21 protein-coding genes are annotated in these 25,856 nt (G+C 46.6%); 2 read left to right on the forward strand and 19 right to left on the reverse strand.

What is annotated here, in order from left to right; all coding sequences use genetic code 11:
* Positions 1-17: 17 nt before the first annotated feature.
* The 6 genes from ACS5WU_RS10595 to ACS5WU_RS10620 form a co-directional block, all read right to left on the reverse strand.
* Positions 18-488 carry a chemotaxis protein CheW gene (locus tag ACS5WU_RS10595; RefSeq protein ID WP_235843829.1) on the reverse strand — a complete coding sequence of 157 codons (471 nt, stop codon included), beginning with the start codon at positions 486-488 and terminating at the stop codon, positions 18-20.
* A gap of 35 nt (positions 489-523) precedes the next feature.
* Positions 524-2,623: a chemotaxis protein CheA gene (locus ACS5WU_RS10600; RefSeq protein WP_302760148.1), complete on the reverse strand. Its 2,100-nt coding sequence runs from the start codon at positions 2,621-2,623 to the stop codon at positions 524-526.
* Between the two features lie 42 nt (positions 2,624-2,665).
* Complete coding sequence (locus ACS5WU_RS10605; RefSeq protein ID WP_046442886.1) at positions 2,666-3,022, reverse strand: response regulator; 357 nt, start codon at positions 3,020-3,022, stop codon at positions 2,666-2,668.
* Between the two features lie 54 nt (positions 3,023-3,076).
* Positions 3,077-3,556 carry a chemotaxis protein CheD gene (locus ACS5WU_RS10610; protein WP_302760149.1) on the reverse strand — a complete coding sequence of 160 codons (480 nt, stop codon included), beginning with the start codon at positions 3,554-3,556 and terminating at the stop codon, positions 3,077-3,079.
* 3 nt (positions 3,557-3,559) lie between these two features.
* Positions 3,560-4,159: a chemotaxis protein CheC gene (locus ACS5WU_RS10615; protein WP_320607082.1), complete on the reverse strand. Its 600-nt coding sequence runs from the start codon at positions 4,157-4,159 to the stop codon at positions 3,560-3,562.
* A gap of 499 nt (positions 4,160-4,658) precedes the next feature.
* On the reverse strand, positions 4,659-5,774 hold the full coding sequence (locus ACS5WU_RS10620) for a tyrosine-type recombinase/integrase (RefSeq protein ID WP_302760151.1): 1,116 nt from the start codon (positions 5,772-5,774) through the stop codon (positions 4,659-4,661).
* Between the two features lie 380 nt (positions 5,775-6,154).
* On the opposite strand from ACS5WU_RS10620, the gene ACS5WU_RS10625 reads away from it, so the two are divergent.
* A complete protein-coding gene (locus ACS5WU_RS10625; protein WP_465089150.1) occupies positions 6,155-6,913 on the forward strand; it encodes a LytR/AlgR family response regulator transcription factor in 759 nt (252 codons plus the stop codon).
* Here the strand turns inward: ACS5WU_RS10625 and ACS5WU_RS10630 are convergent.
* Positions 6,865-8,694, reverse strand: a complete 1,830-nt coding sequence (locus ACS5WU_RS10630; RefSeq protein WP_052740333.1) for a sensor histidine kinase — start codon at positions 8,692-8,694, stop codon at positions 6,865-6,867. The genes ACS5WU_RS10625 and ACS5WU_RS10630 overlap by 49 nt on opposite strands.
* 141 nt (positions 8,695-8,835) lie before the next feature.
* On the opposite strand from ACS5WU_RS10630, the gene ACS5WU_RS10635 reads away from it, so the two are divergent.
* A complete protein-coding gene (locus tag ACS5WU_RS10635; RefSeq protein WP_465089151.1) occupies positions 8,836-9,921 on the forward strand; it encodes an HD-GYP domain-containing protein in 1,086 nt (361 codons plus the stop codon).
* Positions 9,922-9,923: 2 nt separating this feature from the next.
* Here ACS5WU_RS10635 and ACS5WU_RS10640 read toward each other — a convergent pair whose 3' ends face one another.
* The 12 genes from ACS5WU_RS10640 to ACS5WU_RS10695 form a co-directional block, all read right to left on the reverse strand.
* Positions 9,924-10,199, reverse strand: a complete 276-nt coding sequence (locus tag ACS5WU_RS10640) for a late competence development ComFB family protein (protein ID WP_046442892.1) — start codon at positions 10,197-10,199, stop codon at positions 9,924-9,926.
* Positions 10,200-10,223: 24 nt separating this feature from the next.
* Entirely contained in the window at positions 10,224-11,489 is a 1,266-nt protein-coding gene (locus ACS5WU_RS10645; RefSeq protein ID WP_302762149.1) for a GGDEF domain-containing phosphodiesterase, read from the reverse strand.
* A gap of 90 nt (positions 11,490-11,579) precedes the next feature.
* Entirely contained in the window at positions 11,580-13,166 is a 1,587-nt protein-coding gene (locus ACS5WU_RS10650; protein WP_302762150.1) for a DUF342 domain-containing protein, read from the reverse strand.
* 56 nt (positions 13,167-13,222) lie between these two features.
* Positions 13,223-15,829, reverse strand: coding sequence for an EAL domain-containing protein (locus ACS5WU_RS10655; RefSeq protein ID WP_320606934.1), 2,607 nt, complete (start codon positions 15,827-15,829; stop codon positions 13,223-13,225).
* A gap of 36 nt (positions 15,830-15,865) precedes the next feature.
* Positions 15,866-16,381 (reverse strand): V4R domain-containing protein, encoded by a 516-nt coding sequence (locus ACS5WU_RS10660; RefSeq protein ID WP_302762198.1) that lies wholly within the window; start codon positions 16,379-16,381, stop codon positions 15,866-15,868.
* A gap of 130 nt (positions 16,382-16,511) precedes the next feature.
* Positions 16,512-17,900, reverse strand: coding sequence for an amino acid permease (locus ACS5WU_RS10665; RefSeq protein WP_046442897.1), 1,389 nt, complete (start codon positions 17,898-17,900; stop codon positions 16,512-16,514).
* 93 nt (positions 17,901-17,993) lie between these two features.
* The gene (locus tag ACS5WU_RS10670; RefSeq protein WP_235843830.1) at positions 17,994-19,520 is read right to left on the reverse strand and encodes an amino acid permease; all 1,527 of its coding nucleotides are present in this window, start codon (positions 19,518-19,520) and stop codon (positions 17,994-17,996) included.
* A 34-nt stretch (positions 19,521-19,554) separates the two neighbouring features.
* Positions 19,555-21,405 carry a tyrosine decarboxylase gene (tdc, locus tag ACS5WU_RS10675; RefSeq protein ID WP_465089152.1) on the reverse strand — a complete coding sequence of 617 codons (1,851 nt, stop codon included), beginning with the start codon at positions 21,403-21,405 and terminating at the stop codon, positions 19,555-19,557.
* Between the two features lie 329 nt (positions 21,406-21,734).
* Positions 21,735-22,622 (reverse strand): L-ribulose-5-phosphate 3-epimerase, encoded by an 888-nt coding sequence (locus ACS5WU_RS10680; RefSeq protein WP_046442899.1) that lies wholly within the window; start codon positions 22,620-22,622, stop codon positions 21,735-21,737.
* Positions 22,623-22,632: 10 nt separating this feature from the next.
* Positions 22,633-23,280 (reverse strand): class II aldolase/adducin family protein, encoded by a 648-nt coding sequence (locus ACS5WU_RS10685; RefSeq protein WP_046442900.1) that lies wholly within the window; start codon positions 23,278-23,280, stop codon positions 22,633-22,635.
* A 22-nt stretch (positions 23,281-23,302) separates the two neighbouring features.
* Positions 23,303-24,931 carry an FGGY-family carbohydrate kinase gene (locus ACS5WU_RS10690; RefSeq protein WP_302760214.1) on the reverse strand — a complete coding sequence of 543 codons (1,629 nt, stop codon included), beginning with the start codon at positions 24,929-24,931 and terminating at the stop codon, positions 23,303-23,305.
* Entirely contained in the window at positions 24,864-25,799 is a 936-nt protein-coding gene (locus ACS5WU_RS10695; protein ID WP_302760215.1) for a glycyl-radical enzyme activating protein, read from the reverse strand. The genes ACS5WU_RS10690 and ACS5WU_RS10695 overlap by 68 nt, the downstream gene beginning before the upstream one ends.
* Positions 25,800-25,856: the final 57 nt, after the last annotated feature.

Below are 25,856 nucleotides of genomic sequence, written 5' to 3' on the forward strand. Positions count from 1 at the left end.
CTCATATTTCTTCTTTCCTATTCAAAATCTTGATCCCCAATGACCTTTTCGCAGGACATCAGTAATATCAGCTTGTTTTCCTGCACCGCAATCCCATTGATATATTGATCCGCTTGGGCACCGGTGCTGTGCGGCGGCGGATTAATTGTACTTTTGTCAATATCGAGCACTTCGTTTACCTCGTCCACGATAAGTCCAATTTCCATGTCATTCACATTCACGACGATAACGCAGGTTTTATCGGTGTATTCCTTCTCCTCATAGCCTACCCTCAGGTTCACATCGATCAGCGGTATGATAAGCCCCCGCAGATTGATAACGCCCTTCAGGTAGGGTGGGAACTCCGGCACCTCCGCAACATCCTGCATTCCGATGATTTCAATAACAAGTGCTATCGGTATTCCATAGCACTGCCCATTAATAAAGAACGTGAGGTATTTTTCTTTGTTTTCCGCCTCATTTTCCTGCTTCATTTCCTGTTCATCCAAAAGCCATTCCTCCTTGCACCGGCACTTCAGGTCTGCTATTCCAAAAGATTGTTGATATCCAGGATAAGCGCGATTCCGCCATTACCCATGATGCTGCAGCCATTAATCCCTTTTATTTTTCCAAATGATTTCACTACGTAAGGCGGCATTGGCTTCACAACCGCCTGCTGTTCTCCCAAAAGCGTATCCGCAAAGAGGCAGGCCGCCCCGCTGTCGCTCTCCACCAGCACCATAATGCCGCTGTTAAAATCTTCCACTCCATTTGCGACGTCAAATACCCTGTGCAGTCTTATGATCGGATAGCATACCCCGCGAATCATGATCATTTCGTTGCCGTTTGGCTCAACTATAATTTCGTATAATCTGGGTTCTAAAAATTCCCTTATCACAAGCGTGGGCACAATATAGATCGATTTCCCAACCGTGATTTTCATTCCGTCCATAATTGCAAGCGTGAGCGGAATGTGCATCGTAATCGTCGTTCCCTTGCCCGGTTCGCTGTCTACAGAAATACTACCCCCGACATTATCAAGATTTTTATGGACTACGTCCATGCCGACGCCCCTGCCGGAATATTCCGTCACTTCATCATTTGTAGAGAATCCCGGAAGCAAGGTAAATCCATAAGCTTCCTTATCGGAAATTTCATTCTCCGTTTTTGTGGTCAGCCCGTTCGCGATTGCCTTCTGGATAATTTTATTCCGATCCATACCCGCACCGTCGTCCATGACGCGTACGATTACGTCGCCGCTTTGATTACACGCCTCAAGCGTCACAGTGCCCTTTTCGCTTTTTCCTGCCGCAAGACGTTCCTGCGGCGTTTCGATGCCGTGATCCATTGCATTACGAATCAGGTGCATAAGCGGATCGGACAAATTATCGATAATATTTTTGTCAACCTCCGTATCCTCGCCGATAATCACCAGCTCAGCCTGTTTCTTTGTTTTTTTGCTGATATCGCGCACAATACGCTGCATTTTATGAAACGTGGTTGCAATCGGCACCATACGGATCGACATAACAATATCCTGCAACTCGTCCGTCAGCTTACGAAGCTGTCTCGCCTGTTTCTCGAAATTTTCCAGATGCAGGTCTGCAATATCCGTATTTTTCGTCACCATGGATTCTGTGGTTACAATTTCCCCCACCAGATTCATCAGCTTATCGATCTTATTGACATTTACGCTGATAAAGCTTTGTTTCAGGGCTTTTTCTTCCTTCGCCGCTTTTTTGACGGTGGATGGCTTATCCTGAGCCGGAGCCTCCTTGCTCTTTGCAGGCGTTCCCTGCGCTTCTGCCGCGCCGTTTGGTTCCCGCGGTTGCCCTTCTTGCTCCGCCTCCGGCGCATATTCCTCAAAATCCATCGTGGACAGGAACATCGTTTCAGAAATTTTCTGTTTGATCATTTCCGCGCATTCTTCCGTGGTGGATACCGCAATCCAAAAACCATGGTTTGCAATTTCTTCATCGTGGTTTTCTTCCACCTCTTCCGGATAGGTCGCAATCGCCGAATAGAGCTCCTCGATGGACATCAGCGCCCCATAAGCGCGAACAGTCTCCATCTGGCAGCCCTTATCCAAAAACATCCTGATCCAATAGATTTTCTCCTGCTCCTGCTGCTTTATCCGGGAAATCAGATCCCTGAGAATCTTTGCGTCCTCTCCCGCAGCGTCTTCTCCGTCTTCTGCCTCGCCAGCCTGCATTTCTTCGTTTACCGGTTCTCCTTCTTTTTCCCCTTCAATCAAGGCATTGAGGATATCGCCAAGCTCCCTGCACAGCTCGTCCGCCTGCTCATCGGGCAAATATCCCTGTTGCAGCTTTTCAATTTCATTTTTGAAAAAATCGATAGATTCCAGAACAACATCAAAAATACGCTCCCAATCGGAATCCTGAGGTTCCTTTTCCCTTATTTTGGAAAACAGGTCCTCAACGGCGTGTGCAAGCGTCGTCATCGCGTCATAACCCATCATTGCCGAAGAGCCCTTGATGGTGTGCATAACCCGGAACGTTTCATCTATTTGTTCCTTGCCAAGTTTTTCATTTTTTTCGCCGCCCAGCAGCAATTCCTCCAGCTGTTCGAGCAGTTGGCTGTTTTCCAGCACAAACATGGTCAGCATGGAATCATTCTCGCCCATTTGGCTTCACCCCCTCATTTGTATGCGCCTGCATACAAATAATCATTTGAATTTACTGAGCGCCTGAACAATGATATCTTCCTTGAACGGCTTTACAACAAATCCTTTTGCCCCAAGCATGACAGCTTCTTTTACCATGCCCTCCTGCCCCAGGGCAGAAACCATAACAACGTTTACCTTTGGATTTATTTTCATAATTTCTTTTAGCGCGTCGATTCCCGTCATTTCAGGCATCGTAATATCCATTGTAATAATATCCGGTTGTAATTCGGTACACTTCTGGATTGCCTGCGCACCATTCTCTGCTTCGCCTACTACATCAAAGCCATTTTTCGACAGCATATTTTTAATTGTAAGCCTCATAAAAGCAGCGTCGTCTACAACCATTACCTTGTTCATAATTTTCCTCCTAACAATATAATTGCTTTTCTTTCCATAATTTATATCAATTCATCAAATCGTCCTGGTTCCTTTGCCAACGGTTTTAACCATCAGGCTTCCATCCTCTGTATTGAGCTCGATCGTGCGCCCATAGCTTCCGCCCAAATCTTCAGCCGCGATTGGTATACGCAGTTTCAGCACCGCTATTTTACTTTTGAACGCGTTGCGTTCCCCAACCTTAAGCGTATTGCTTTTGCTGATCCCGCCAAACATATGTGCGCCACCCGCCACCTTGGCAACCATTGCCTGCTTGTTGGCGCCGGCTTTCAGCATTTGTTTCAAGAGCTCGTCTACGCCGGTATCGGCAAATTTTGCCCGCGCAGCATCTGTCCTGCCATTGCTTTCCGGGAGTACGATATGGACCATCCCGCCGATTTTATTGATCTTGTCAAACAATACAACCCCTACGCACGATCCAAGCCCAAGCGTCGTTATACGCTGCGGGCATTTCACAACCCCCAGCTCCGCCATACCAATCACCATCGTTTTCATAGCTTATATATACAACGCTTTCTTCAATACTTCGAGCGACTCCATCGTCGGCATCAGGAAAAAGTTGCCATTGATATTCTCCGCCGCCCCGCCAAATTTTGTATCCAGCATCAATACGGATTCGCCAAGTTCGCCATATACCAGAACCGGTACGTTCATAATGGCCATTGCCATATCGATCGTCATCTCCGGCACTGTTGGAATAATATTCAGCTGCATCATGGAAGAAATCGCTGAAAGATACGTTCCAACCAAAATATTGCATACCTCGCGCATTGGTTCATAGACCTCGATATTGAATTCCTCTGACTCGCTGATTTCCTGGCCCATCAATACCTTAATCGTATTTCTCGCATCATGAAGCTCCTGCGCAAGCAAAATGAAACCTTCAATATCACCGCTCATCTGGACAAGCATCCCAAGGATCACATTTTCTGCGCCGCCCATTTTATCCGCAATTTCCGAATAACCAATCATTTCACATTTTGGAACGTTTACGCTAACCGGCAGCCCCGTCATCTCCGACAGCGCGGAGGCAGCGTTTCCTGCACCGATATTCCCGATTTCTTTGAGCAAATCCAGATCTGCCGCACCAATCTCCATACTTTATCCTCTTCCTTCATGAAACAATGTTGTATTTGTCCGGTATTTTTTTGTGTTATAATTTAACTATCCTTTTCAGGTATTGTTTAATGAAAAACAACACAAAATACAGGCATCCCCTGTGTACACCTGTATTTGGTAATTCCCCCAGCTCACTGGAACGATGCGTTCCTCTGCAACAACACAACCCATTTTTCCGTCCTTCTTCTTTGTCCCCCGCTTTTACCTGACGGACAAAATTTTAATGCCATTGCTGTAATCCTTAATGTTACCACCGTTCCATAGTTGGTATCATTATATCGTAGGCCTACTACCTGCGGCAGGACGACGCCGGATACGGGTACTTGCTTTGGAAACACCAATCAGTTTGTTTCCATTGACACCCTGTTTCCGCGCTTACTCTTTCGCAATATATTGTATATTACGAACTTTTTGTTTTAAGAGTATTGCCCTGCATTTTTTTCGTGCCCTTTTGACGGCGGCTGACGGTCTAAACTTTTTAACAAGCGACCTTTTTGAGCTTTTTAATCGATTTCATTTTATTTTCACGCGTACAATGTGCATACCGTGAGAGCGTAATTTGCGGAGTGCTGTGCCCCAGCAGCTCGCTGAGCGTCTCTATCCCAATGCGCTGTTCAAGGCAACGCGTCGCGAACGTGTGGCGTAACGTATGGAAATGTACGTTATCTATCCTAAGCCTTTCCATGAACTGCGAAAAACGTTTTTGGACGGTTCTTGGATCGAGGTAGCTTCCGGTGCGGTTTTGAAAAACAAAGTTTTCACTTTGGCAACCGCCCTGTTTGAACTTCCGGGATAGTTTATCTAAAATGAAAAGAGGGACAGGTATCTCCCGGATGGATTCATCGCTTTTCGGTTTTCCCAATATGACTTCTGTTCGCGTGCTTCTTCCTTCGCATTTAACGCGCTTCACCGTATGGTTTACGAAAATAATTTTATTGTCAAAGTCTATGTCCTTCCATTTGAGGGCGCAGACCTCGCCAAGACGCAAACCTGTATACAGGCAAAGTATATATTCAAGCTTCCCTGTTGCGAGGGCCTCACGCTCAAGCTTTGCCTGTTCCGACAGAAGGAGTACGCGCGGCGCGCGCGTCTTATTCTTTGGTTTCTTGATGTCCCGGTAAGGGTTTTCGCGCAGCAATCCATGATCCTGCGCTTTTGTCAGGGCGGATCGAAGCAACCTGCAAACATTATGCAGCGTTCCTGGCTTTAGCCTGCTGCTTAGTTCGTTCACAAAGTCCTGGATTTTTTCCCTGCTGAGGTCCCTGAGATATAATGCGCCGAAAGCCGGATTGATATGGGTTTCGATCAGGCTCTGGTAAGAGTTAAAAGTAGACTGACCGACGTAAGGCTTCGTGGAAACCATCAGCCAATAGTCCAGCCATGCCCGAACCGTGCCGTTTCCATATGCCTGAACTGAGCAATCCGATCCTGAATATTCTGCACGCAGGATGGTAAGCTTGCGCTTTACCTCAGTATACTTTTTCGCATAAACATATCCGTATTTTGTACGGCCATTTTCATCCTTCCCTTTCACATATCTTCCTTCCCATCTTCCGTCTTTGCGCAGATAGATATTTTCTCCATGTCGTGCCATATATTATTATCTCCTTTTCGACTTTTATTGACGGCGTAACTGACGGCGTAAAAATCACGTAAAATTTAATGGTTTCCGTCTCCTTGGGTTTGCTTCAGATATTGTCGTAACAAAAGCATTCCACAGGATTTCAAAATCATATAGCTATTGATGTGAAAGTCATTGACACATGTGTGATCTTTTGATAACATACCTATGAAGCTATTAAATTTTGACGTATTTTACTTATTTTTCGTAATATACAATATATTACGAATTTTTTTTACGATATTTCATCGATTGGATCAGTTTATCGTTAATAATCGCTAAAATACGCATGGTGTAACAAACGCTTGTTTTCGTGTAACAAAAGATTGCAGGGAAAACGATAGGTTTACGATATGTTGCAAATTTATATCTGTGATGACGAGCCTTCCGTGCTGAAATACCTTTCCGGGTTTATCAGTCGCATTGCGCAAAAAAACAATCTGGAAATTTGTTTGTCTTGTTATGAAGATGCGAGGCAGTTAATCTTCGATCTGGAAGATCATATAAACGGAGCGGATATCATTTATCTGGACGTTCTGATGAATTCCTGTAACGGGATTGAGGCCGGAAAAAAGATCAGGGCGCTCGGATGCGAGGCGCAACTGTTGTACCTTACGAACAGCAAGCATCATGCGATCGCATCCTTTGATACTTCCCCCTTGCACTATATTTTGAAAGATGATATTGCTTCGGAAAAATTCGAGCATATTTTCCTTGCCGCTGTAAAAAAAGCACAAAAAAAGACACAGGACATATTTTATTACGAGTTCCAACAGGAGCTCGTATGTGTTCCTGTGCCTGATATTATTTATTTAGAAATTTGCGGCCGTATCGTGACGCTTCACACCAGCGCCGGCCCGCACCGGTTTTATTCCTCGATGAAAAGCCTTTCGGAACGCTTATCGCCTTTCGGCTTTATCCGCACGCATAAGTCCTTTCTCGTCAATCCGCGTTATATTGAACGTGTATCAAGTCATAAAATTATGCTGCGCGGTCAGGGTGAAATTCCTGTCGGCAATAAATATGCAAAAGAAATCAGGCGATCAATCCTGCATTATTTTAATCATATGTTTGGCAACCCTCCGTCCCTGGAATCGCAATCAATGCCGTAAAGCGTAAAACTCAGGGTAAACACGCCGTCCTTTTGCTCATATTCCAGCGCCCCGTCATATTGTTCGACTGCCCATCGGATGGCAAGCATTCCCCTTCCATGAAACCGTTTATCTTTTTTTGTCGTCTGCATGGAATCGCCCCTTCTGATAATCTTATCGTCGTCCGACGTGTTCGCAATACTGCCAAACAGCACATTCCCTTCCATTCTTATCCGTACGGAAATAAAACGCTGTGTTTTTTCAGACCGTTCGCACGCCTCTATTGCATTATCCATGATATTGCCCATCAATACGATCCAATAAGCAAGAGGAACGGGAATTTCCTTTGGAATCAACAGTTCCAGTTGCATATCAATTCCCAGTTCCTTCGCCATCCTCATTTTTTCCGTCAACAGGGAATCAAGCACCAGGTTACCCGTAGCCAAAAGATCCTCCCTGTTTGCATACGCGCCGGCAGTCAAAGCGGCATAGCTCTTTGCTTCTTCTATTTTGTCATCCCGCAGAAACTGGCCCAGCACCAGCATATGGTTTTTTGCATCGTGCCGAAAAAGCTCCATCTCATCGTTCATTTTCTCCAAATTTCTGCAATACTCCGTCTGTACTGTCATTTGCCTGCGAATCGAATAAGTCATTATCATTTCCTGATGGGCCTTTGACAAACTGATGATTGTAAGCGTTGTAAGTACGCTGATAACGGCAGCCACTGGCAGTGCGATATCAAACCGGTCTATCCGGACGCCGGATTGAAATATGGTTATCACGATGCTTACCGGCGTCAACAAAACCGCTACAAGCAAAATTAAATATTGTACTCCTGCCTTATGCAAAACCGCACGAACCAATACAACTAAAAGAACCACTGTCTGCCCTATGATTGAAAAAATTGCATACTGATAGCTATGACTGAAGTCAAACACCTGTGTCAGTTGACCGATCATGGCAAAAAGCAACATGCCAGCCAGCACATAGATCAGAATCAGTACCGGCCTGTTTTCACTTGATGGAAGGAAGTGGTAAACTGCAAGCAAAAATAAAATCGATATCAAAAGTCTGCATACGTTCTCAAGTATGAAAAAAAACGCATTGTTATTATACATAATTCCCCAGATATAAGACTCCGAAATGAGCCAAAAGCTAAGGCAAATCGTAAGCAGCGATAGATAGAGCACTGTTTTTTTACGCAGGGAATAAAGCGCATTTGATACAATATAAAAAATCAGCAGCGTGATTCCCACGGCAAATTGTATAACCGCCATTGTAAAAATCGGAAGCTGTGCCGTCACCATGTTTAAAACCAGTTGCGCCTTTGTCCCCATATATACAATCGGCGCATTTTCTGCCTTCAGCCCCGTAGAGGTGTCCAGCATTATGGTGATTTCTTTCCCTTCCGCAGCCTCAGCCAAAGGTATCAGTGTCAGCCGGTTTCCGGAGGTGCTTTCCAGTTCGTCCTTATCCAGTTCCTCATCATACTCCACTCCGTCGATGTAAACCTTATATTCCTGATTCGATGTCAGTATCATCAGATAGAGATCATTCTTGCCGTTTTCTTCAAGCTTTTTGCTCAGGTAAACTTTCTTGTTGTCAGGATTGTAAATCCGTTCCCCTTTCATTTCGGTTTCCCAACTTTGTCCATCCCCTTCCAGCCTGACCAGCCAGTCTTTTTCAGAATATGTATCAATGCCGTCCTGCAATCTCGATTGCTCCATTGGCAGTGCCTGTATCAACAGTGTTGCAATCAACAGCAAGATTACGGCCATAATTAGTACCGTACTTTTTTTCATACTATATAAATACCTCCTTTCCGCAGTCGTTATTCATTCCCCTGCTTTAATTAATTCATTATTCACATTTAAAAAGTACTATCCACTTCCAATAAAATGGTTTATAATACAATACATATCAAAATAAGGATTGATTGCGTTATGATATTTATACCTGTCGACGATTTGGAAGTTGGAAGCGTTTTGAAGGAGGATGTGTATTATTTTCACGTCGCCAGACTTGCGCTACTCAAAAGAGGACAGAAAATCACAACGCAAATCATCGATCGCCTCAGGCAGCATGATGCGCCGGGCGTGTACATGAAAGACATTGTCCCTGAAGGCGTCAAGATACCCAAACCGCTGATCAGTGACAAGCTGAAAAAAGAAGCGCTTGTGGCCCTTCAAAATATGTTTGAGACAACCGACGCGCCGCCCATCGGTGAATTAGGCAGCGTTGCCGGCGAGCTTGTCGATACCATTACCAATCATAAAAACGTACTTGTCAATATTTTCGATTTGAAATCTTATGATGATTATACTTACCACCACTCTGTAAGCGTTGCCGTAATATCGATTGCTATTGGTACAGAGATGGAGCTTCCAAAGCAAAAGCTGCATCAGCTTGCGTTGTGTGCGCTCTTGCACGATATTGGCAAAATAGAGATTCCAAAGGAACTGATCAATAAGCCCGGTAAGCTTACGTCCGACGAATTTACGGTCGTTAAGCAACATGCGGAATTTGGAATCGAATATCTCCAGCAGCACAAATTTGACGGTGAAGAAATTTATTCCGGCGTTATAAGCCATCATGAAAAATACAATGGCAAGGGTTATCCAAAACAGCTCTCCGGCGAGGATATTCCACTTTTTGGGCGCATTATTTCAATCGCCGACGTATTTGACGCGCTTACCTCAAAGCGCCCCTATCGCGATCCTATGTCTCCTGCCGATGCTGCGGAATACATTATGGGCAACAGCAATATTGCGTTTGATTATGAAATTGTGAAAGTCTTCATGAATAAAATGGAATTCTATCCTATCGGTACGCTTGTAAAGCTGAGCACGGGAAAACTGGCGGTTGTAGTACAAAGCAAAAAATCCCTGCGTCCGGTGGTCCGCCTGCTGGAAAAGCCCTTTTCAACGCTTGACCTTTATAACGACAGTCAGAATTTAAACATAACGATCATAAAAACGTTCCAGAAAATTTCCGAAGAAGACGCCATTCGCAGCGCCAAGGTAGGATAGAACTATTTGTGCCGCGGATTGTCTTCAACCACTTTAACGCCTTCCATGATTGCGGCAAGAATATCGGCCTGTCCCTGCGTGGTCTGGGCTACATGCCTTACCATAGCGTCGCCCACTTCAGTCGAAACATAATGCGGCGGTAGTTGGTTGAGCGCAAAGGCACGCACGTCGGCTTTGCAGATTTCACAAGTGCACATCCCACGTTTTTCCATACATTCGTCCACATACAGTTCAACGAAGTCCTCATTCAAATTTCTGATGGCGATTTTTTCTCCCATTTTCTCTCCAACGTTGCAATTTCTTTATAGCGTCAGCCGTTCGAATTCATAAAGCGGCATCGGCTTTGAGAATAAGAATCCCATACCGAAGTTGCAACCTGTTTGATTCAGAAGCTCGGTATGTTCCTGTGTCTCAATTCCTTCGGCAACGACCATAATGCCAAGTTCGTGGGCCGCCCGAATAATATTTTCCATAATGACGGCAATACTTTTCTCCGGCTTTGCATCCTTTAAAAAGCTCCTGTCAAGCTTAATCAAATTAATCGGCAATTCCTGGAACAGCCCCAATGAAAGGTATCCCGCTCCAAAATTATCCACCGAAACCCGAAACCCTTCCTCGCTAAGCTCCCGCATACGCTGACTGATATTCCTGCTGTTCTTCATAATTGCAGATTCACTCATTTCAAGCTCAATCAGGCAAGGCGGGACCTGGTATTTTTCGGTAATCTCAATAATCCTTTTGATAAATCCTTTTTTGTAAATATTAAGCGGTGAAATATTAACCGAAAGCGGCACCGGCATTTCCTCCCGCTCAGTCCATTTTTTCACCAATTTACATGCCTGCTCCAGCATATACATATCGAGTTCGATGATTTGTCCGTTTTGCTCAAGCATTGGTATAAACACCTGCGGCATTACGATCCCCTGATCCGGATGCTGCCAGCGTGCAAGCACATCCGCGCCCACGATGCGCTTTGTATTCAGGTCGTACTTTGGATGAAAAAACGGAACAAACTCCTGCTTTTGCATTGCGCCGCCCGCGTCCTGCATCAGTTTTCTCATCCGGTTTATCTCCTCGCGCATATCCTTTTTGAAAAAACCAAACGCGCTGTTTTGCTGACGTGCTTTTTTTCGCGCAAGCTCCGCCATATCCCTGATGTCGTCAAAGCTCTCTCCCTCGCCTGTTACCTCAAATACGCCGCATGTAAACCAGCGCGGATATTCATATTTTGAGGTTCTATCCGTGATCTCTATGGATGAAAGTATCTTCAGGAGCCCTTCTACGCGCTGCAACAGTTCGTTTTCCCCATGATACCGGAACAGAATATCAAAATGGTCGAGCATATCCCTGCACACGCTTTCATCTTCATGCAGGTCTTCACGAATCGCATCCGCAACAGCAACCACATTAAGGTGCCCTGCGTCGTAGCCAAACAAATCATACAACTGGAAAAAACGTTCCATGCAAATTGTCATGTACGCATATCCTGCGCCGCCCGCGGGCAGCGTTTCAAAAAAGCGTTCCATTCCTTCCCTTGTCGGCAAACCGGTTACCGAATCATACGGCATGTTTACCCCTATGTAACGGTCCTGTTCCTTGCGGACATCAGTTGCACTTTTTTGAGTTTTAAATAGAGCCATTTTTCTTCCTCTTCTTTTCTATATAGAACTAAAGTTAAGTTCGCTTCTGTTTTTCGCGATCACACAATAATTTTTTTCCTGCATATTTGTGTAATGTACCTCATCAATATTGAGCGCCACATTCGGATAAAGCTTTCCGCTCACGGTGATTTTTCCGCTGGGACTCAACCCCTCTCTTGCGTTGATTTCTTCAATTACTGCATTCTGTTCTTCGATCTCCTGCTCCAGTTTCTTCTTGGCGTAGGTGATCCGTATCGCCAGAGTCTTTATTTCTTCTTTGTTTTTTGCTTTGTTCATCGCTGCTTTCATCGCCCGCAGCATCTGATCGATTGCGGCGCGGCATTCTTCGATCCTTGTCAGAGCCGCATCCTTTTCTTTTTGGAGCCTCTTCTGGCCAATCAGCGCAACTTCTGTAAGAACATTTGCATCATTTCCAATATTTTTGGCGTTCAGGTCTTTCCCAATCTGGCACGAACCTCCGATCAGCGCCGCGCGCCTGCCCGACAACGTCAGCGTCCCTCCGCACCGTATGTTTGCAAGCATAACGACGTCAGATACAATGTCCTTTCCCGCATGAATTTCCGCCTTCTCGATGAAGTAACTCCTGATATTTCCTCCTGCCCTGATACTGCTGTTTTTACCTGTAATTCCTTTGCACAGCGTAACGTTGCCTCCCGCCTCCATCACGGCGTTCTGCACGGAACCCTTGATAATGATATCACCGCTTGCTTTGATCCGGCTTCCGTTTGTAACGTTCCCCTCAACAAATACAGTACCGTCATATTCCAGGCACGCATTTTCCAGCATCACAACCGTTTTCGCGCTGAATACGTTCACCTTGCCGTTTTGCAGGCTCACAAGACCGTCGCACGTCGCATACAGCAGCGTGCCCGTCAGTACTGTATTCGTACCGGAAACGTCGCCAATTCCGTCCCCGTCCTTGCCCGGCAGCGTCTGCCCCAAAACATTCCATCCCGACCTTCCGTAGGTGGAAGGCAATATTTCACACAACAAATCGCCCGCCTTCACTTTTTGAAACTGGATACGGGCATAATCCTCTTTGCTGTAGAACGCCGTAGCTTCCTGCTCTGTCTCAAAATGACATTTAAGCTGCGCGTCGGTCCCGTCAATTTTCTCTTCGCCCTGGGCTATTTTGAATGTTTTATTGTAGACCGTATGATTGGCAAGCCTGTAAATATATTCAAATTTGATCCCTTTGATAATCCGTTTTTCACGCAGCTGTTCCAGGATGTCGTCTTCCGTAATGCCTTTTCCTCCTTCTGCGGGAGGAGATATCCGTATCCGCGCCGACATTTTGTCCTGCGCGATTGTTATTTTAACCTTCGCATCCTTTTCTTTATCCCTTTGCCGCTCAGGCGCAGCGCCTGCTTTGATATCAGCCAACACCTTTTTTACCAGATTTTGGTTATCAAAAACATCCATCCAACTGTCGTCCAAAAGCTTTTCTTCTGCGCCCGCCAGTTGTACGGCAACTTCCTTTTTACTGATATCCCCTTTATCTATCTGGGAAATTTCACTGCATTCCTCAAGTATTTCGTCAATAAAATCCTGTCGTTTGATATGATTCCCGCTTTGCCCCTCCATGATAAATACACCTCACCTTTCTATATCGTTACATCAGGTGTATCTGTTTAGCTTTTTTATTGTCCGACAACCTCATTATCCCATGGCAATGGGCAATACCCGCCTTTTTGTTCAAGCATTTTTTCGAACGACCGCAGCTCCACAGGCTTCAGGAAATAATACCCCTGCACAATATCGCAACCCATTTTTTTCACAAATTCCAACTGCCCAAGCGTCTCTACTCCCTCGCATACCACTTTGATATCAAGCCGCTTTGCCATGGAAATTAAAGAGGATATGATAACCTCGCTTTTCCGAGTCTGCTCTATCGTATAATCGACCAGGCTTTTATCCAGCTTTAAAACATCAAAATCAAGATCAAGCAAAAGATTTGTAGAGGAATAGCCAGCTCCAAAATCATCGATGGAAATTTGATAACCATAACTTCGCAGCTTCGTGATAATGTGGCGTGCACGGTCTACCACTTCGTCAAAAAAGATGTTTTCTGTCAGTTCGAATTCAATTAGCGGAGGCTTTATGTTGTACGACTGAATCAGGCTGTGGACATTATCTGCAAACGTTTCGTCGCGCAAATGTAACCGCGAAACATTGATCGAAACCGGAACAACCGGCAGCCCTTCCCGTATCCGCTGGTACAGGTAATGGCATACCTTGTCGTATACCTGGAAATCCAGCTCCGTAATACTGCCGTCGCGTTCCATTAACGGTAAAAACTCCCCGGGATAAATCATCGCGTTATTTTCGGACATCCGTACGAGCGCCTCAGCGCCTACGATCCTCCCGCTTGTTAAGCTGACCTTGGGTTGCAGGCAAAATGAAAAATCCCTGTTGGCCAGAGCCGTCTTGATTTCCGCGTTGAGCCGCGCCTCCTCGTTCTTCTTGCGCTTGATTGCACTGTTAAATACGAGGCATTCGGTACGGTAACTTGCCTTGGCGATTTTCCGGGCTTCGTTTGCATTGTCGATGGCCTGGTTAAGCCCGTTAAATCCATCTTCAACCTCGCACAGTCCCGCAACTATCTCGATCTTGCACTTCGGATGATAGACGCGCTGGTCCTTCAGAAATATCCTAAAGCTTCTCACAAGTTTTTTTGCCAGTTGCTCAAGCGTATCCTTTTTGTCCATGGAAAACAATAGAATAAAAAAATCCGAAAATATCCTGGTACCTGTATATATGTCTAATTTTTCCCGCAGCAACTCTGCAATTTCAAATAATTCCCTGTCTCCCTCCGCATATCCGTAATATTCGTTCAGTGCTTTAAAATCCAGGATGTCAAGATACATAATCGCAGTTTTTTTGTCCTGCTGATGCAGGTATTCTCCCTCGATGAAATAATTCGCGAGCTCTCCTTCAAAGGATGAATAGACGGGGAATTTTGTGATTGTATCATATTGAATGGCGCTGTGGTTCGGCGTTGGCGGGATTTTCGACGCAAAAGCTTTATACTGCGCCTTTTTAAAAATATACATTTGCTCGTCCGCCTTGTGCAGGATGTCCTCCGTTGTCATCATCGAGTTGTGCCCGATCGAAATAATGCCATAGCTTACGCTCATTGCATACTTTTTTGTTAAGCTCAACCGCAACAGGGCATTTTCTGTCTTTTCCATGTTTTTTTCAAGGATACCTGCGTCATCTCCTCCAGAAATAATCGCAAACTCATCCCCGCCGATCCTGCAAATAATATCGTCTTCCCCGAAAACCTGCTGCAGCGCACGCACCACGAGCCTAATGTATTGATCCCCTTCCAGATGTCCAAAGCAGTCATTGACAAACTTAAGGTGGTCGATATCCAGAAAACAAACGGAAAACTGCTTATGTCCTTCCAAATTCCGTTCCAGGCCGTCCATACAATAACGCCTGTTGTAGATACCGGTAAGCGAATCCGTGTAGGCATCCTGCTCAAGTATTTTTATATTCTGCTGCTGGGTAATATCGTAGATAATGCAGGCATTTGCTTCGGTTCCTTTCCAGAAAACATGAAACATATTCACCTGGTACATTTTCTGGATTTCGCTTTTGTCATGGACAAGCAGCGAAATATTATGGTGCCTTTTTCCTGCAGATATCGTATTCTGAGACAGGTTTTTACAGACCTCTTCCGAAATCTCCGGATGCTTCTTGAATTCATCCTTGGCGGTTTGATTTACAAACAATATCTCTCCTGTCTCGGTTCCAATTACAATAACCCATCCCAGGATGTTATTCATAATGGAATAGAGCAGATCATTGGCTTCCTTTAAAGTATCAATTTTTTTCGCAGCCCTGCTTGTCTCCAGTTTTAAATTGACTTCCCGCTGTTTGAGCTGCTCGACCATAATATTAAACGACTCTGAGAACTCGCCCAAAAAATCTACGTGCTGTTCATAATCTCCATGTGCAATTTGCTGTGTCTGCCAGGCAAGGTGCATCAGGTTTGAGCATAGCGCTTTGAGGGGCCAGCAAAAGCGGTTTGCCCTGTCAGGAGCCTTTTCCGGAAAAATCCCCTGGGAAATAGCCCCTGCATATTGTTCCATTTCCATAATATACCGGTTCAGGTAATTAAGGTTATCGCCAAGCTCCCGGAATCCGGATGAAAGCAGCATCGTATTGAGTGGCGGCACGTTATCCTGTTCCAGAATGTCACGAATAAAGCGCAACAAAATATTAGCGTCCTGATTGCTCATACCAATTTACTCCAAGGTGATTGTAATAGTTGAAATTTACTTAGCTGCCACTCGTGCGTCAAACCGGCACACACGATCTCCCATTGCCCAGCAATCAATTTCCGTTACGATGTAATCTTTCTTTGTATATTCCGCAAGAATACCCGCGATAAATCCTTCGTCATAATTGCATACGGTTTCTCCTGTAACAGGCAAACCCGAGCAATCAAGGTCCTCGCTTACGGTCAGGATTGCGTTTCCTGTTTCCGTATCAAATTTTTCAATCCGCAGGATTCCTATTTTGGTCTGGGCAAGCACGCTTTGTAACTGGGCGATAAACGGATTCAGCTCCAGTGTCAGGTCCAGATTATTTGTTGCAAATTCATGTCCTGCCTGCTCGCCTGCCGTACGGAACAGGTCAATCATCTCTTCTTTTCCATAGCGCCTGCTTAAAACGTCGCGCATTGTGTATTGGAACAGGCGGTAAACCATCACCGGCATCTCTTCCCCCAGATTGATGCGCCCCTTTGAAACGTCCCCCAGTTGATTCCATTTAAAATCTGAATGCTCCATTTTTTTATCCCCCTTAATCATTTTCTAAAACGAATCAATATTAATATCGGCATTTTTAATGAAAACTTTAGCATATTCTGCCAAATCGTATTAATATAGGAAGGAAATTATTTTAGGTGCGGGGGACTATTTACTTATGATCCGGTTGTTGCAATGCTTTTTTACGTTTGATGACCTGGTATACGATCAGAAGAACGGCAAACCATGCAGCGCCAAGCAATGTGCTGAACCTGGTGGATGGATTCACAAACAGTAATACCGCAACCGCTGCAAAAAAGATCAAAAGCAATATGTTCGACACCGGATAAAACGGCATTTTCAACGTGCTTTTTGCATCCGGCTGCATTTTCTTGAATTTAAGGTGCGATAGCACAATGGCGCTCCACACAAACAGGAAACAGACCGTTGTAATGCTCGCAATGATCTCAAACAATTTGGACGCGTCCGGCACCAGAAAGTTCGCGAGCAGGCCAATCAGGAATATCCCGCAGGAAAAGAGGAGGCTGTGCGTTGGTATTCCTTTTTTGGACACATGATTGAAAAATTTCGGCAGCAAGTGGTTTCGCGCGCCAGTATACAAAATCCTGCTGGTGCTGTACAGCGCGGTATTTGACGACGAAAGCGATGCAATCAGCACGGTGAAATTAATAATGCCTGCTGCCGCCGGAATTCCAACAAGGTTAAACGCAGAGACAAACGGGCTTTGGCTTTGGCTGATTTCGTTCCACGGCACTAAGATCAAAATAATGGCAATCGCGCCAAAATAGAACAGCAATAAACGGGCCGGCAGAGCGTTGATCGCCTTTTTCAGGTTCCTGCCCTCATCCTTGGTTTCACCTGCTGTAAGGCCGATCATTTCAATTCCGGCAAAACCAAACAACACCATTTGGAAGGACATAAGAAAGCCCTTTATGCCATTGGGGAAAAAGCCTCCATAATCTATTAGGTTTGCAACGCTTACGGTTACCTGCCCGTGCGTCTGGCTTTCATAAGTGGGATGACGGAATGCAAGTACGATTCCAAAAGCAATAAAAAGGACAATAACCAATATCTTGATGATGGAAAAACCCGATTCCAGATTCCCAAACGTCTTTACGATTGAAAGGTTGATTACGATCAGAAAACCAAGGGCTATCAAGCCCGAGACCAGCGAAGGTATTTCAGGAAACCAATACCTGATATAGATTCCGATCGCCGTAAATTCCGCCAGTGCTGCCGTTACCCAGCAAAGCCAGTATGTTAGCGTAACAAGGAATTCCCAGCGCTGTCCAAGAAAGGCTCCCACAAAATCTCCGATCGACCGGAACGTCTCGTCGGAAAGCAATATTTCACCCATGGCCCGCATAAATAAAAATACCACAACGCCAGAAATGATATACGCGATCAATATAGACGGCCCCGCCAGCTTGATTGCCGTCGAAGATCCCAGGAACAGCCCGGTTCCAATCGATCCTCCCAGCGCAATGAGCTGCAGGTTAAAGTTTGATAACGACCTTGTGAGTCCTTTCTGTTCTTTCATACTCCCATTCCCTTTCCTGAAATGAAAATGGAAGCCCTTCCCCTGATTACGCGTTCCAGAGGAAAGGCTTTCCCGTTCCGATTAATGATACTGTTATTTACCAGTTGCTTTTGCCGTCTTCTGCGCTGCTGCAAGCTGGTCTGCATGCGCTTCCTTCGGAATATTATGCGGTTCATTTTCCATCAGCTTCTGAACCTGCGCCGCCCAGTCCGGATTGCTCTTTTTATTGATGATCAACGGAATGATCAGGAACGCAAACGCTACCACCAGCGTAAAGATAGCGCTCATCGGCGAACTGTAATAGACCGAGAAGAAACACGCAACGCAGATAACAGCGATGAGTATTACGACAATCGTCCACAACAGCCCATTTCCCTTCTTGCCAACCCTGAACGGACGCTCAAGCTGGGAATGCGTTTTTCTCAGCTTCAAAATACCGACTGCCATGATGATATACACAAAGCAATAAATGATTGTCGTTGCATTTACAAGCGTCAGGAACGCGCTGTTTGCGCCGGGTATCAGAAGATATACAAGTGAGAAAATCGAAATGACCGCGGCCTGTGTAACCAGTACCGCTTTGGAAACGTCCAGCTTATTGGTTTTCCAAAAATTGAATTTGGGCGGGTATTGTCCCCTGCGCGCGCTCTGCGTGATCGTCTTTGACGGGCCTGTGATCCACGCGGACAGCTGCACCATAACGCCTACAAACACAAGGATGCCAAAAATATTTCCAATTACCGTTGGAATGCCAAGTATCTGGCAGAACATCACAATCGGCTGCGCTATATTATTGAGGTCAAGCTTTCCGGCAGGTACGACATTTGCAACGATGAATGCGCTCAGCGTATTGACGATCAGCATGATCGCCAGTGCTGCAAATATTCCTGCAGTATACTGCTTTACAGGTTTTTCCAGACGCTTGATGTATACCGAGGACATTTCAATCCCCACAAAGATGAATATAATCGGCGCAAAGTACTGCATGGTGTTAAATGATTTCCCCGTGGGTAATAGTGCCTGCGCGTCAAAAGCCCCAAGCGTGCTTTTGGGATCGATCCCCGTTTTGACCGTCGCGGCAATGCCAAGGGCGAATATCATAATGATAGGGATATACAGCATAAACCATATGCCCCATTTGCCGCCGATCTTTGCCATGTCAAACTTCATGTTCAGAAGCGTAACACCCCAGTACACAACCAGTATTACGACCAAAATAACGACATTGTTTTCGCCAAGGGATTCCTGGCCGATTCCCACGCCAAGCATCGGCGCAAGAACCGAACCAACCATAACCATGCCGGGGAACATCTGTACCCATAACAACCACGAGGTCACAAACCCCCACTTTTTACCGAGCGCGTTTGACGTCCAAAGCTCAGGGCCGCCTGCATCGGAGGGGTACATTCCCGCATATTCGCCCGAAATGAGTGCAATGGGTAATCCAAACAATACTACCGCGACGATTATGTAGAAAAACATTGTCCAGCCTGTAGCCGCTACGTCCGGAATATTCCGGACGCTGGCAACAAGGGCGCAAGTCATGCCGATAAAGGTAAACGTACTGACCTTCGAGAGGGAAGTCCCCTTTGAAATTGTCATAGGCTTTGTCTTATTCATAAGATTCACTTCTTTCTCTTCGCATTACTGCGGATTATTTGCTTTCGCTGTCAAGGATTTCCGTCAGCTTTTTCTGCATGGCCTGCGTGATCCCTTTTGTATAAAAATCAAAGAGCTTATCGCTGTTCATATACGGAGTCATAATGGCAGCACGCATCAGCGTCACCTGCTTCTCCTTTTCCCATTCCGATTCAGGAAGTCCCATTTTCTCTACAAATGGGAGCGGGCTGTCGCCATAATCAGACTGGTTGAAGGTGGTATGCGAGGAGATAAACCGGTTGGCATATACGCTTCCATCCAGATAAGAGGAGTAATCGTACATCTTTTCATTGAGGGCGTTGATCTCCTTCAAATCCGTACTGCCCTTTTCCTTAAATACCCAGTCCACCATGTTGAAATCCGGATGGTTAAGCGGATAGACCTCGATGGTCTTTCCATTGATGTCAAAGGTCAGGTTCCCAAGATAATCCCGGAAGCGCTGCGCCGCCTCGATCGAAGAGGCGATCAGCTGCCCGTAGCCTTCTATATTAAGCGGCAATACCTGATGCGCCGCCCATACCGCAGCCGCCGTGGCGCCTGCCTTGGAGCCCTCGAGAATGTATGCACCAAGAAGGTCGGGAGCCGTCGTCGTGGATTTCTCAAATACATAGGATGCAAAATATGAAATAATATTACGCATATCCTTATGCTTGATCGCAATTCCGCCCGCCGCATATGGAACATATCCCATTTTATGTGGATCAACCGTTACGCTCTCAGCGTACTGGATTGCTTCGAAGCCCTTATAAACGTCCTCCTGCAGCTTGACCGGATAATGGAACGCGCCATATTCCTTGTGCATTGCCGCAAGGTTGTCGTATTTTACAAATTCGCCGTCTTTATCCATGTAAAGCGCGCGCGCATATCCGCCGTAAGCCGCGTCCACATGCAGATAGAAGTAAATTCCCTCTTTTTTGAGTTCTTCACGCAGCACGACAATTTTATCTACCTCGTCCACCGCTCCCTCTTCCGTCGTTCCAACGACCGCTACGACTCCAAGAATCGGTATCTGCTGTTTCGCCAGATCGCGAATGGCTTCTTCCAGCTTATCAACGTCCATTCTGTAATTGCTGCGTACGGGAATTGAAACCATCTGGTCTAACCCTACGCCGGAAATATCGAGGGCTTTCTCCCACGAATAATGCTTGGTTTGGGGAACGATCCACTTGCCAAGCTGATTGATAAACTTTCCACTGCGCGAGGAAGCCGCCTTAACCGCGTCGATCTCCTCTGAAGACAGCTTTGCAACAGCATCCAATATTTCCTCAACGCTCATGTTAAGGAGCTCCCAGTCAGATTTCCCCGCAACCTTATCCGGATAAACTTCCTTCATTGCCAGCGGTATCGATTTAAAACAGCGTGCATACCATAACCCTTCCAGATTTGCGATAGAACCATCCGCAGCGATGTGTCCCCAACCGTCCTTGAAGCTGAACAGCTTTGCAAAATCCGCTCCGACTTCCGCTTCCATCTGCGATGTAGCCATGGAAGACTCAAGGGCAACGTTATTCGGATTCCAAAGCACTGCGTAATTATATGCAAGAAGCGCGGGCATCAGCGTTTCTGAATTCATCTGGCCCCAGTAGCGCCCTGCACTCTGCCATGGGATAGAACCCGAGCGCATGCGCTGGCTCAGGTCGTCCAGTACGTCGAGCACGTGGTCCTTGGTTGCAATAAAGTCCGGCTGCTCTTTGTCTTCTTCCGAAATCGCTGCCATGTCGGACGGAATATAGTCCTCGCGCCAACCCATATGCTCGTTTACAAGTCTGCTCATTTGGTTCTCATAAAAGTCCCTGTTCTCTGCCTTATCTCCTACAAACAAGGCCTTTAAATTTAAGTTTTTCAAATCCCTTCTCCTTTCGAGTTCTGAATCAAATTTGTATTTTAGTTTGGTCTCTAAATCTTTTTATTCTTACACTTTCTGTTGCTCCCTAAACATGGCCAATGCCCTAAAAATACTTTTATAAAACAAAAAAAGCCTTCACCGCGGCTTTTTTAAACCATTCATTAAAATTTGCCTGTTCGTTGTACCAAAAACCTTATCCTTACTGTTTGTAGTGTGCCTCATCATTCCGATTTTTTGCAGCTTTTCAAAATAATTTTTCTATCCCGCTTTTGCTGCAAAAAAGCCTGTTCCCCAGATAGGAACAGGCCTTCATTTTTCGTTCATTCAGTTCAGACCACAAACGCAGAATCCTCCTGCGTTTGGGCAACATACGCCCTTTGCGCGTTCTCCATCCGTTCGCGCAAAAAGCGGTTTGACAACTCCACATACGGAAGAAACGCACATTTTTCATCTCCCCACATTTCCGCAACCAGCAGCCCGCTGAACCGATGCTTTAACAGGGAAGCATAAACGCCCTCGAAGTCCACGATTCCTTCCCCATAATTTACCCTTCGCACCTCGCCTTTTTTAGCGTCCTTCAAATGGATTGCCACGACATGTCCGTCCATATCGCCAAGCTTGTTGCAAAAGTCATAACCAGCCGCGGCAATATTGCCCACATCCGCATAAATCTGTACATAAGGCGAATTGATATCCTCCACCAGTTCCAGTGTCTTCTCCAGTGAATCCGCAAAGCTCGTATCCATTGTTTCAAGCGCAAGCATCACCGCGCGGCTTTGTGCATAGTCTGCACATTCCCTGAGGTTTTCCAGAAACAGTCTTCTGGTTTTTTGATTGCTCACCCCTTCATAAGTATCGTATGTGGAAAGCTGTATCAGCCTCACGCCTGTTTTGCAGGCAAAATCCACAGACTTTTTTACGATGTCCACCCCCGCTGCGCGCACATGCCCGCACAGGTCGCCAAGCGGATACGCACGCAGCGCGCTCACCGCCATAGAAAGGACTGGAAACCCTGTTTCATCAATCGCGCGCCTCAGTTCAAGCGCCGTTTCGTCGTCCGGTTCGAGCCGCACAAGGCGCTGCGGCGTGGGATCGATGCTGAGCTCCATAAAATCGTATCCCGCATCCCGTGCGACGGCAAACTTTTCCTTCCACGGTAAAATCATTGGAATCGCTTTTTCGTAAACGCCCAGCTGCAAACTCGATAATTCTCTCATGTGCGCCCCTTTACTTCCCTTTTTGCCCGCATTTCCTGAAGGCCTCGACCGCTTCATTTATCTGTGCTTCATCCAGTACCGGAACCTCGCCGCCCGCGTTTTTCGCAAGCAGGTAAACCTTTGCCGCCTCTTCCATATATACCGCGGCATACAGCGCTTCCTTCAGCGTCCCGCCAACGGTTAGTACGCCGTGGTGCTTTAGAATCACCGCCCGTTTTCCATTGAGGTTTTCCACAGCTGCAATTCCCATTTCAAGGCTCGCCGCCGAGCTGTAGGGCGCAACCGCCACCGCGCCAAGCGTCGCATTGGCAAGCGTTGTTACGCAAACCGGCAGCTCGTCCGCAACAAGTCCCACTGCCGTTGCATACGGCTGGTGGGTATGGATGATTGCATTTACTTCCGGCATATTGTCGTACACATACTTCAGGGCAATGAAATCGACTGACGGTTTCATCATCCCTTCTATGATTTCACCGCCTTTATCCATCACCAGAATGTCGTCTGGCTCCATTGTCTCATAATACGTTCCGGACGGGGTCACCAGAATATCGCCGTTTGGCATCCGTATGGATACGTTCCCTCCCGCCAGCATAATCAGTCCGCTTTCTTTGATTTCAAGGGCTGCTTTGATTACTTCTCTTTTTTCTTCCGTATACATATCGTTTCCTTCCTTTTGCCGCTTACTGCGCAGATGTTTTCCCGCAGTCCTCTTTTACGGATTCCGTGAATATATTGGCCGCTTCCGCAGCCTTTTTATAGCTTTCATATTTTTTATGGTATATCTCCGCTTTGGTACGGTCCGGCAGGTACGTATGGTCTACGATTGTCATTTGCCGCGCAGCCTCCTGCATCGATCCAAACTCTCCGCAGGCCACGGCAGCGCACATCGCCGCGCCCTTGGCACCCTGCTCTTTTCCATTTACAACCTCAACCGGCATTTGCAGCGCGTCGCACATCATCTGCGTCCACGGAACCGAATTTGTCATACCTCCGCTCATTCTTACCATACGAAAATCATCCTTGTGCCGTTTCAGCTTCTCCAGATGGTACAGCGTACAGAATACAATGCCCTCATAAACACAGCGAATAAAGTGCTCCTTTGTGTGGAAGGCGTTGATGTTGAAAAACGCACCGCGTGAAAAAGGATTGGTATTGGACGCATAAAGATACGGCAGGAAAATACACGAACATTCTTCCGGCGGTATTTTTGTCAGTATCCCATCGCACTGTCTGTAAAACTCCGCTTTGCCTCCGGCCTCCTGCACCCACGCGCCGAGTACGTTGTCCATCATCCAGTTTAAATTACTTGCCGATGTGGAGCTTCCTTCGGCAATCATGTAATAATCCGGCAAATAGGAAAACGCATTGATAAAAAGGTCTTTATCGTCCACAAGATCCGGGGAAAGATATTCCACGATTCCCCATGTGCCCGTTATGATGGCAAGGTCCCTGCCGTCCTGAAGCCCGTTCGAAAACGCGCACGCTTCAATGTCGATCATGCCCCCCGCGACGGGAGTACCCTCCGAAAGTCCTGTTTCCCGGGCAGCTTCTCGAGTCACATAACCGCAGATATCCGAGCTCAATTTAATTTCAGGCACCAACCGGAACAAATCCCCGATCCCAAGAATTTCAAACACTTTCTTTTCTGCTTTGCCATCCCTGATGTTCGTAAACCCGTCAGCCGACGCGTCCGTTTGTTCCATACACTGAACGCCTGTCAGCTTCATCCTGATATAGTCCTTGATGTTCAAAAACGCCGTGCTTTTTTCCAGTACCTCCGGCTTGTTGTCCTGCATCCATTTGAGGAGCAGGAGCGGCTGCGCTGCCCAGGTGGACTGGTAGGTTTCCCTGTATATCTGCTCGCTTTTTCCTGTTTCATATGCCCACCGGACATATTCCGCCGCTCTTGAATCCGTGGATACGATATGCGGATACGTGCTGTTGTTTCCTCCGTCCACCAGATGAAGCCCGTTCCCGTATCCGCTCACGCCAATCCCACGAACCTGCTCTCCGGTGATTCCCGCTTTTTCCAACACCTCGCAGATAACTTCGCAGTTATTCTTCCATACGTTTTCCCCGCTGCGTTCCGTAAATCCCTTAGCGGTCTTTTCCGTGCTTGCGTGGGGTTTTCCCGCAACGGCGATTTCGTGGCCTTCCCGGTCATATAGCGCGGCTTTCACGTTTGATCCGCCGTTATCTATTCCCAGTAAATAATCCTTCATTCCATTTTCCCCGCTTTTCCTACCCGCCAATCGTGCAAAGGATTCCGTTCTCCTCAATTTGCCGTACAAATCCTTCCACTTCTTCATCTTTTATGGCCTGCTCGTCCCTGTAACGGTAGTCCATCCCCAGCGACGCATATTTATGCTTGCCATACTGGTGGAACGGCAGCAAATCGATCTGCTTTACCCCGTTTTCCTTTGCAAATGCCACCACCCGCGCAATATGCTCCGCATTATCGTTAAAGCCCGGAATAATCACGCACCGGAACACCACTTTTTTGCCAAGCCTGCACAGTTCGCGCACATTGTTTTTTACCATTTCAAGCGCATTCGCCTTCATATCGATACCACCCGCAACTATTTCTGCAAACTGCTGCGGTATCAGCGTTTTGATGTCAAACAGTATTTCATCGCAATATTCACAACACTTCCACATATTTTCCCATGTAGCAAGCCCGCACGTTTCAAGCGCCGTATACAAACACTCGTTTTTGCATTCGCGCATCACCGCGTTTACAAAATCCGCCTGCAACGTCGGTTCGCCTCCGCTCACCGTAACGCCTCCCTGCGAGCGCATGAAAAACGCCATATCCTTTGTAAGTGGCTCCATCACTTCGGAAACCGTCTTTTGTTCACCGTAAATCTCGATCGCCCCGTATGTGCATTTCTCCTTGCAGGCGCCGCACAGGATGCACGCCTGCCTGTCTATTACATTTCCCTGTGCGGAAGGCGAAATCGCCTTCTGCGGGCAAACGCCGATGCAACTTCCGCATTCCCTGCAAAGGTTTTTATGGATTGCGACCTCTCCCGTGCCATGCTGGGATTCCGGGTTGCAGCACCACGGGCATACCAGATTGCAGCCCTTGAGGAACAAAGCGGTACGGATTCCCGTGCCGTCGTGGATCCGGTAGCGCTCAATATTAAAAACCATACCAGTCGTTTCGTTCTTGTTCATTGTCTCTCCTACTGCCTGTTTCCCCGCAAAGCATCTGCTTCTCAGGCCGCTTTGGGA

This window comes from Christensenella sp. KGMB01412 (assembly GCF_055522415.1).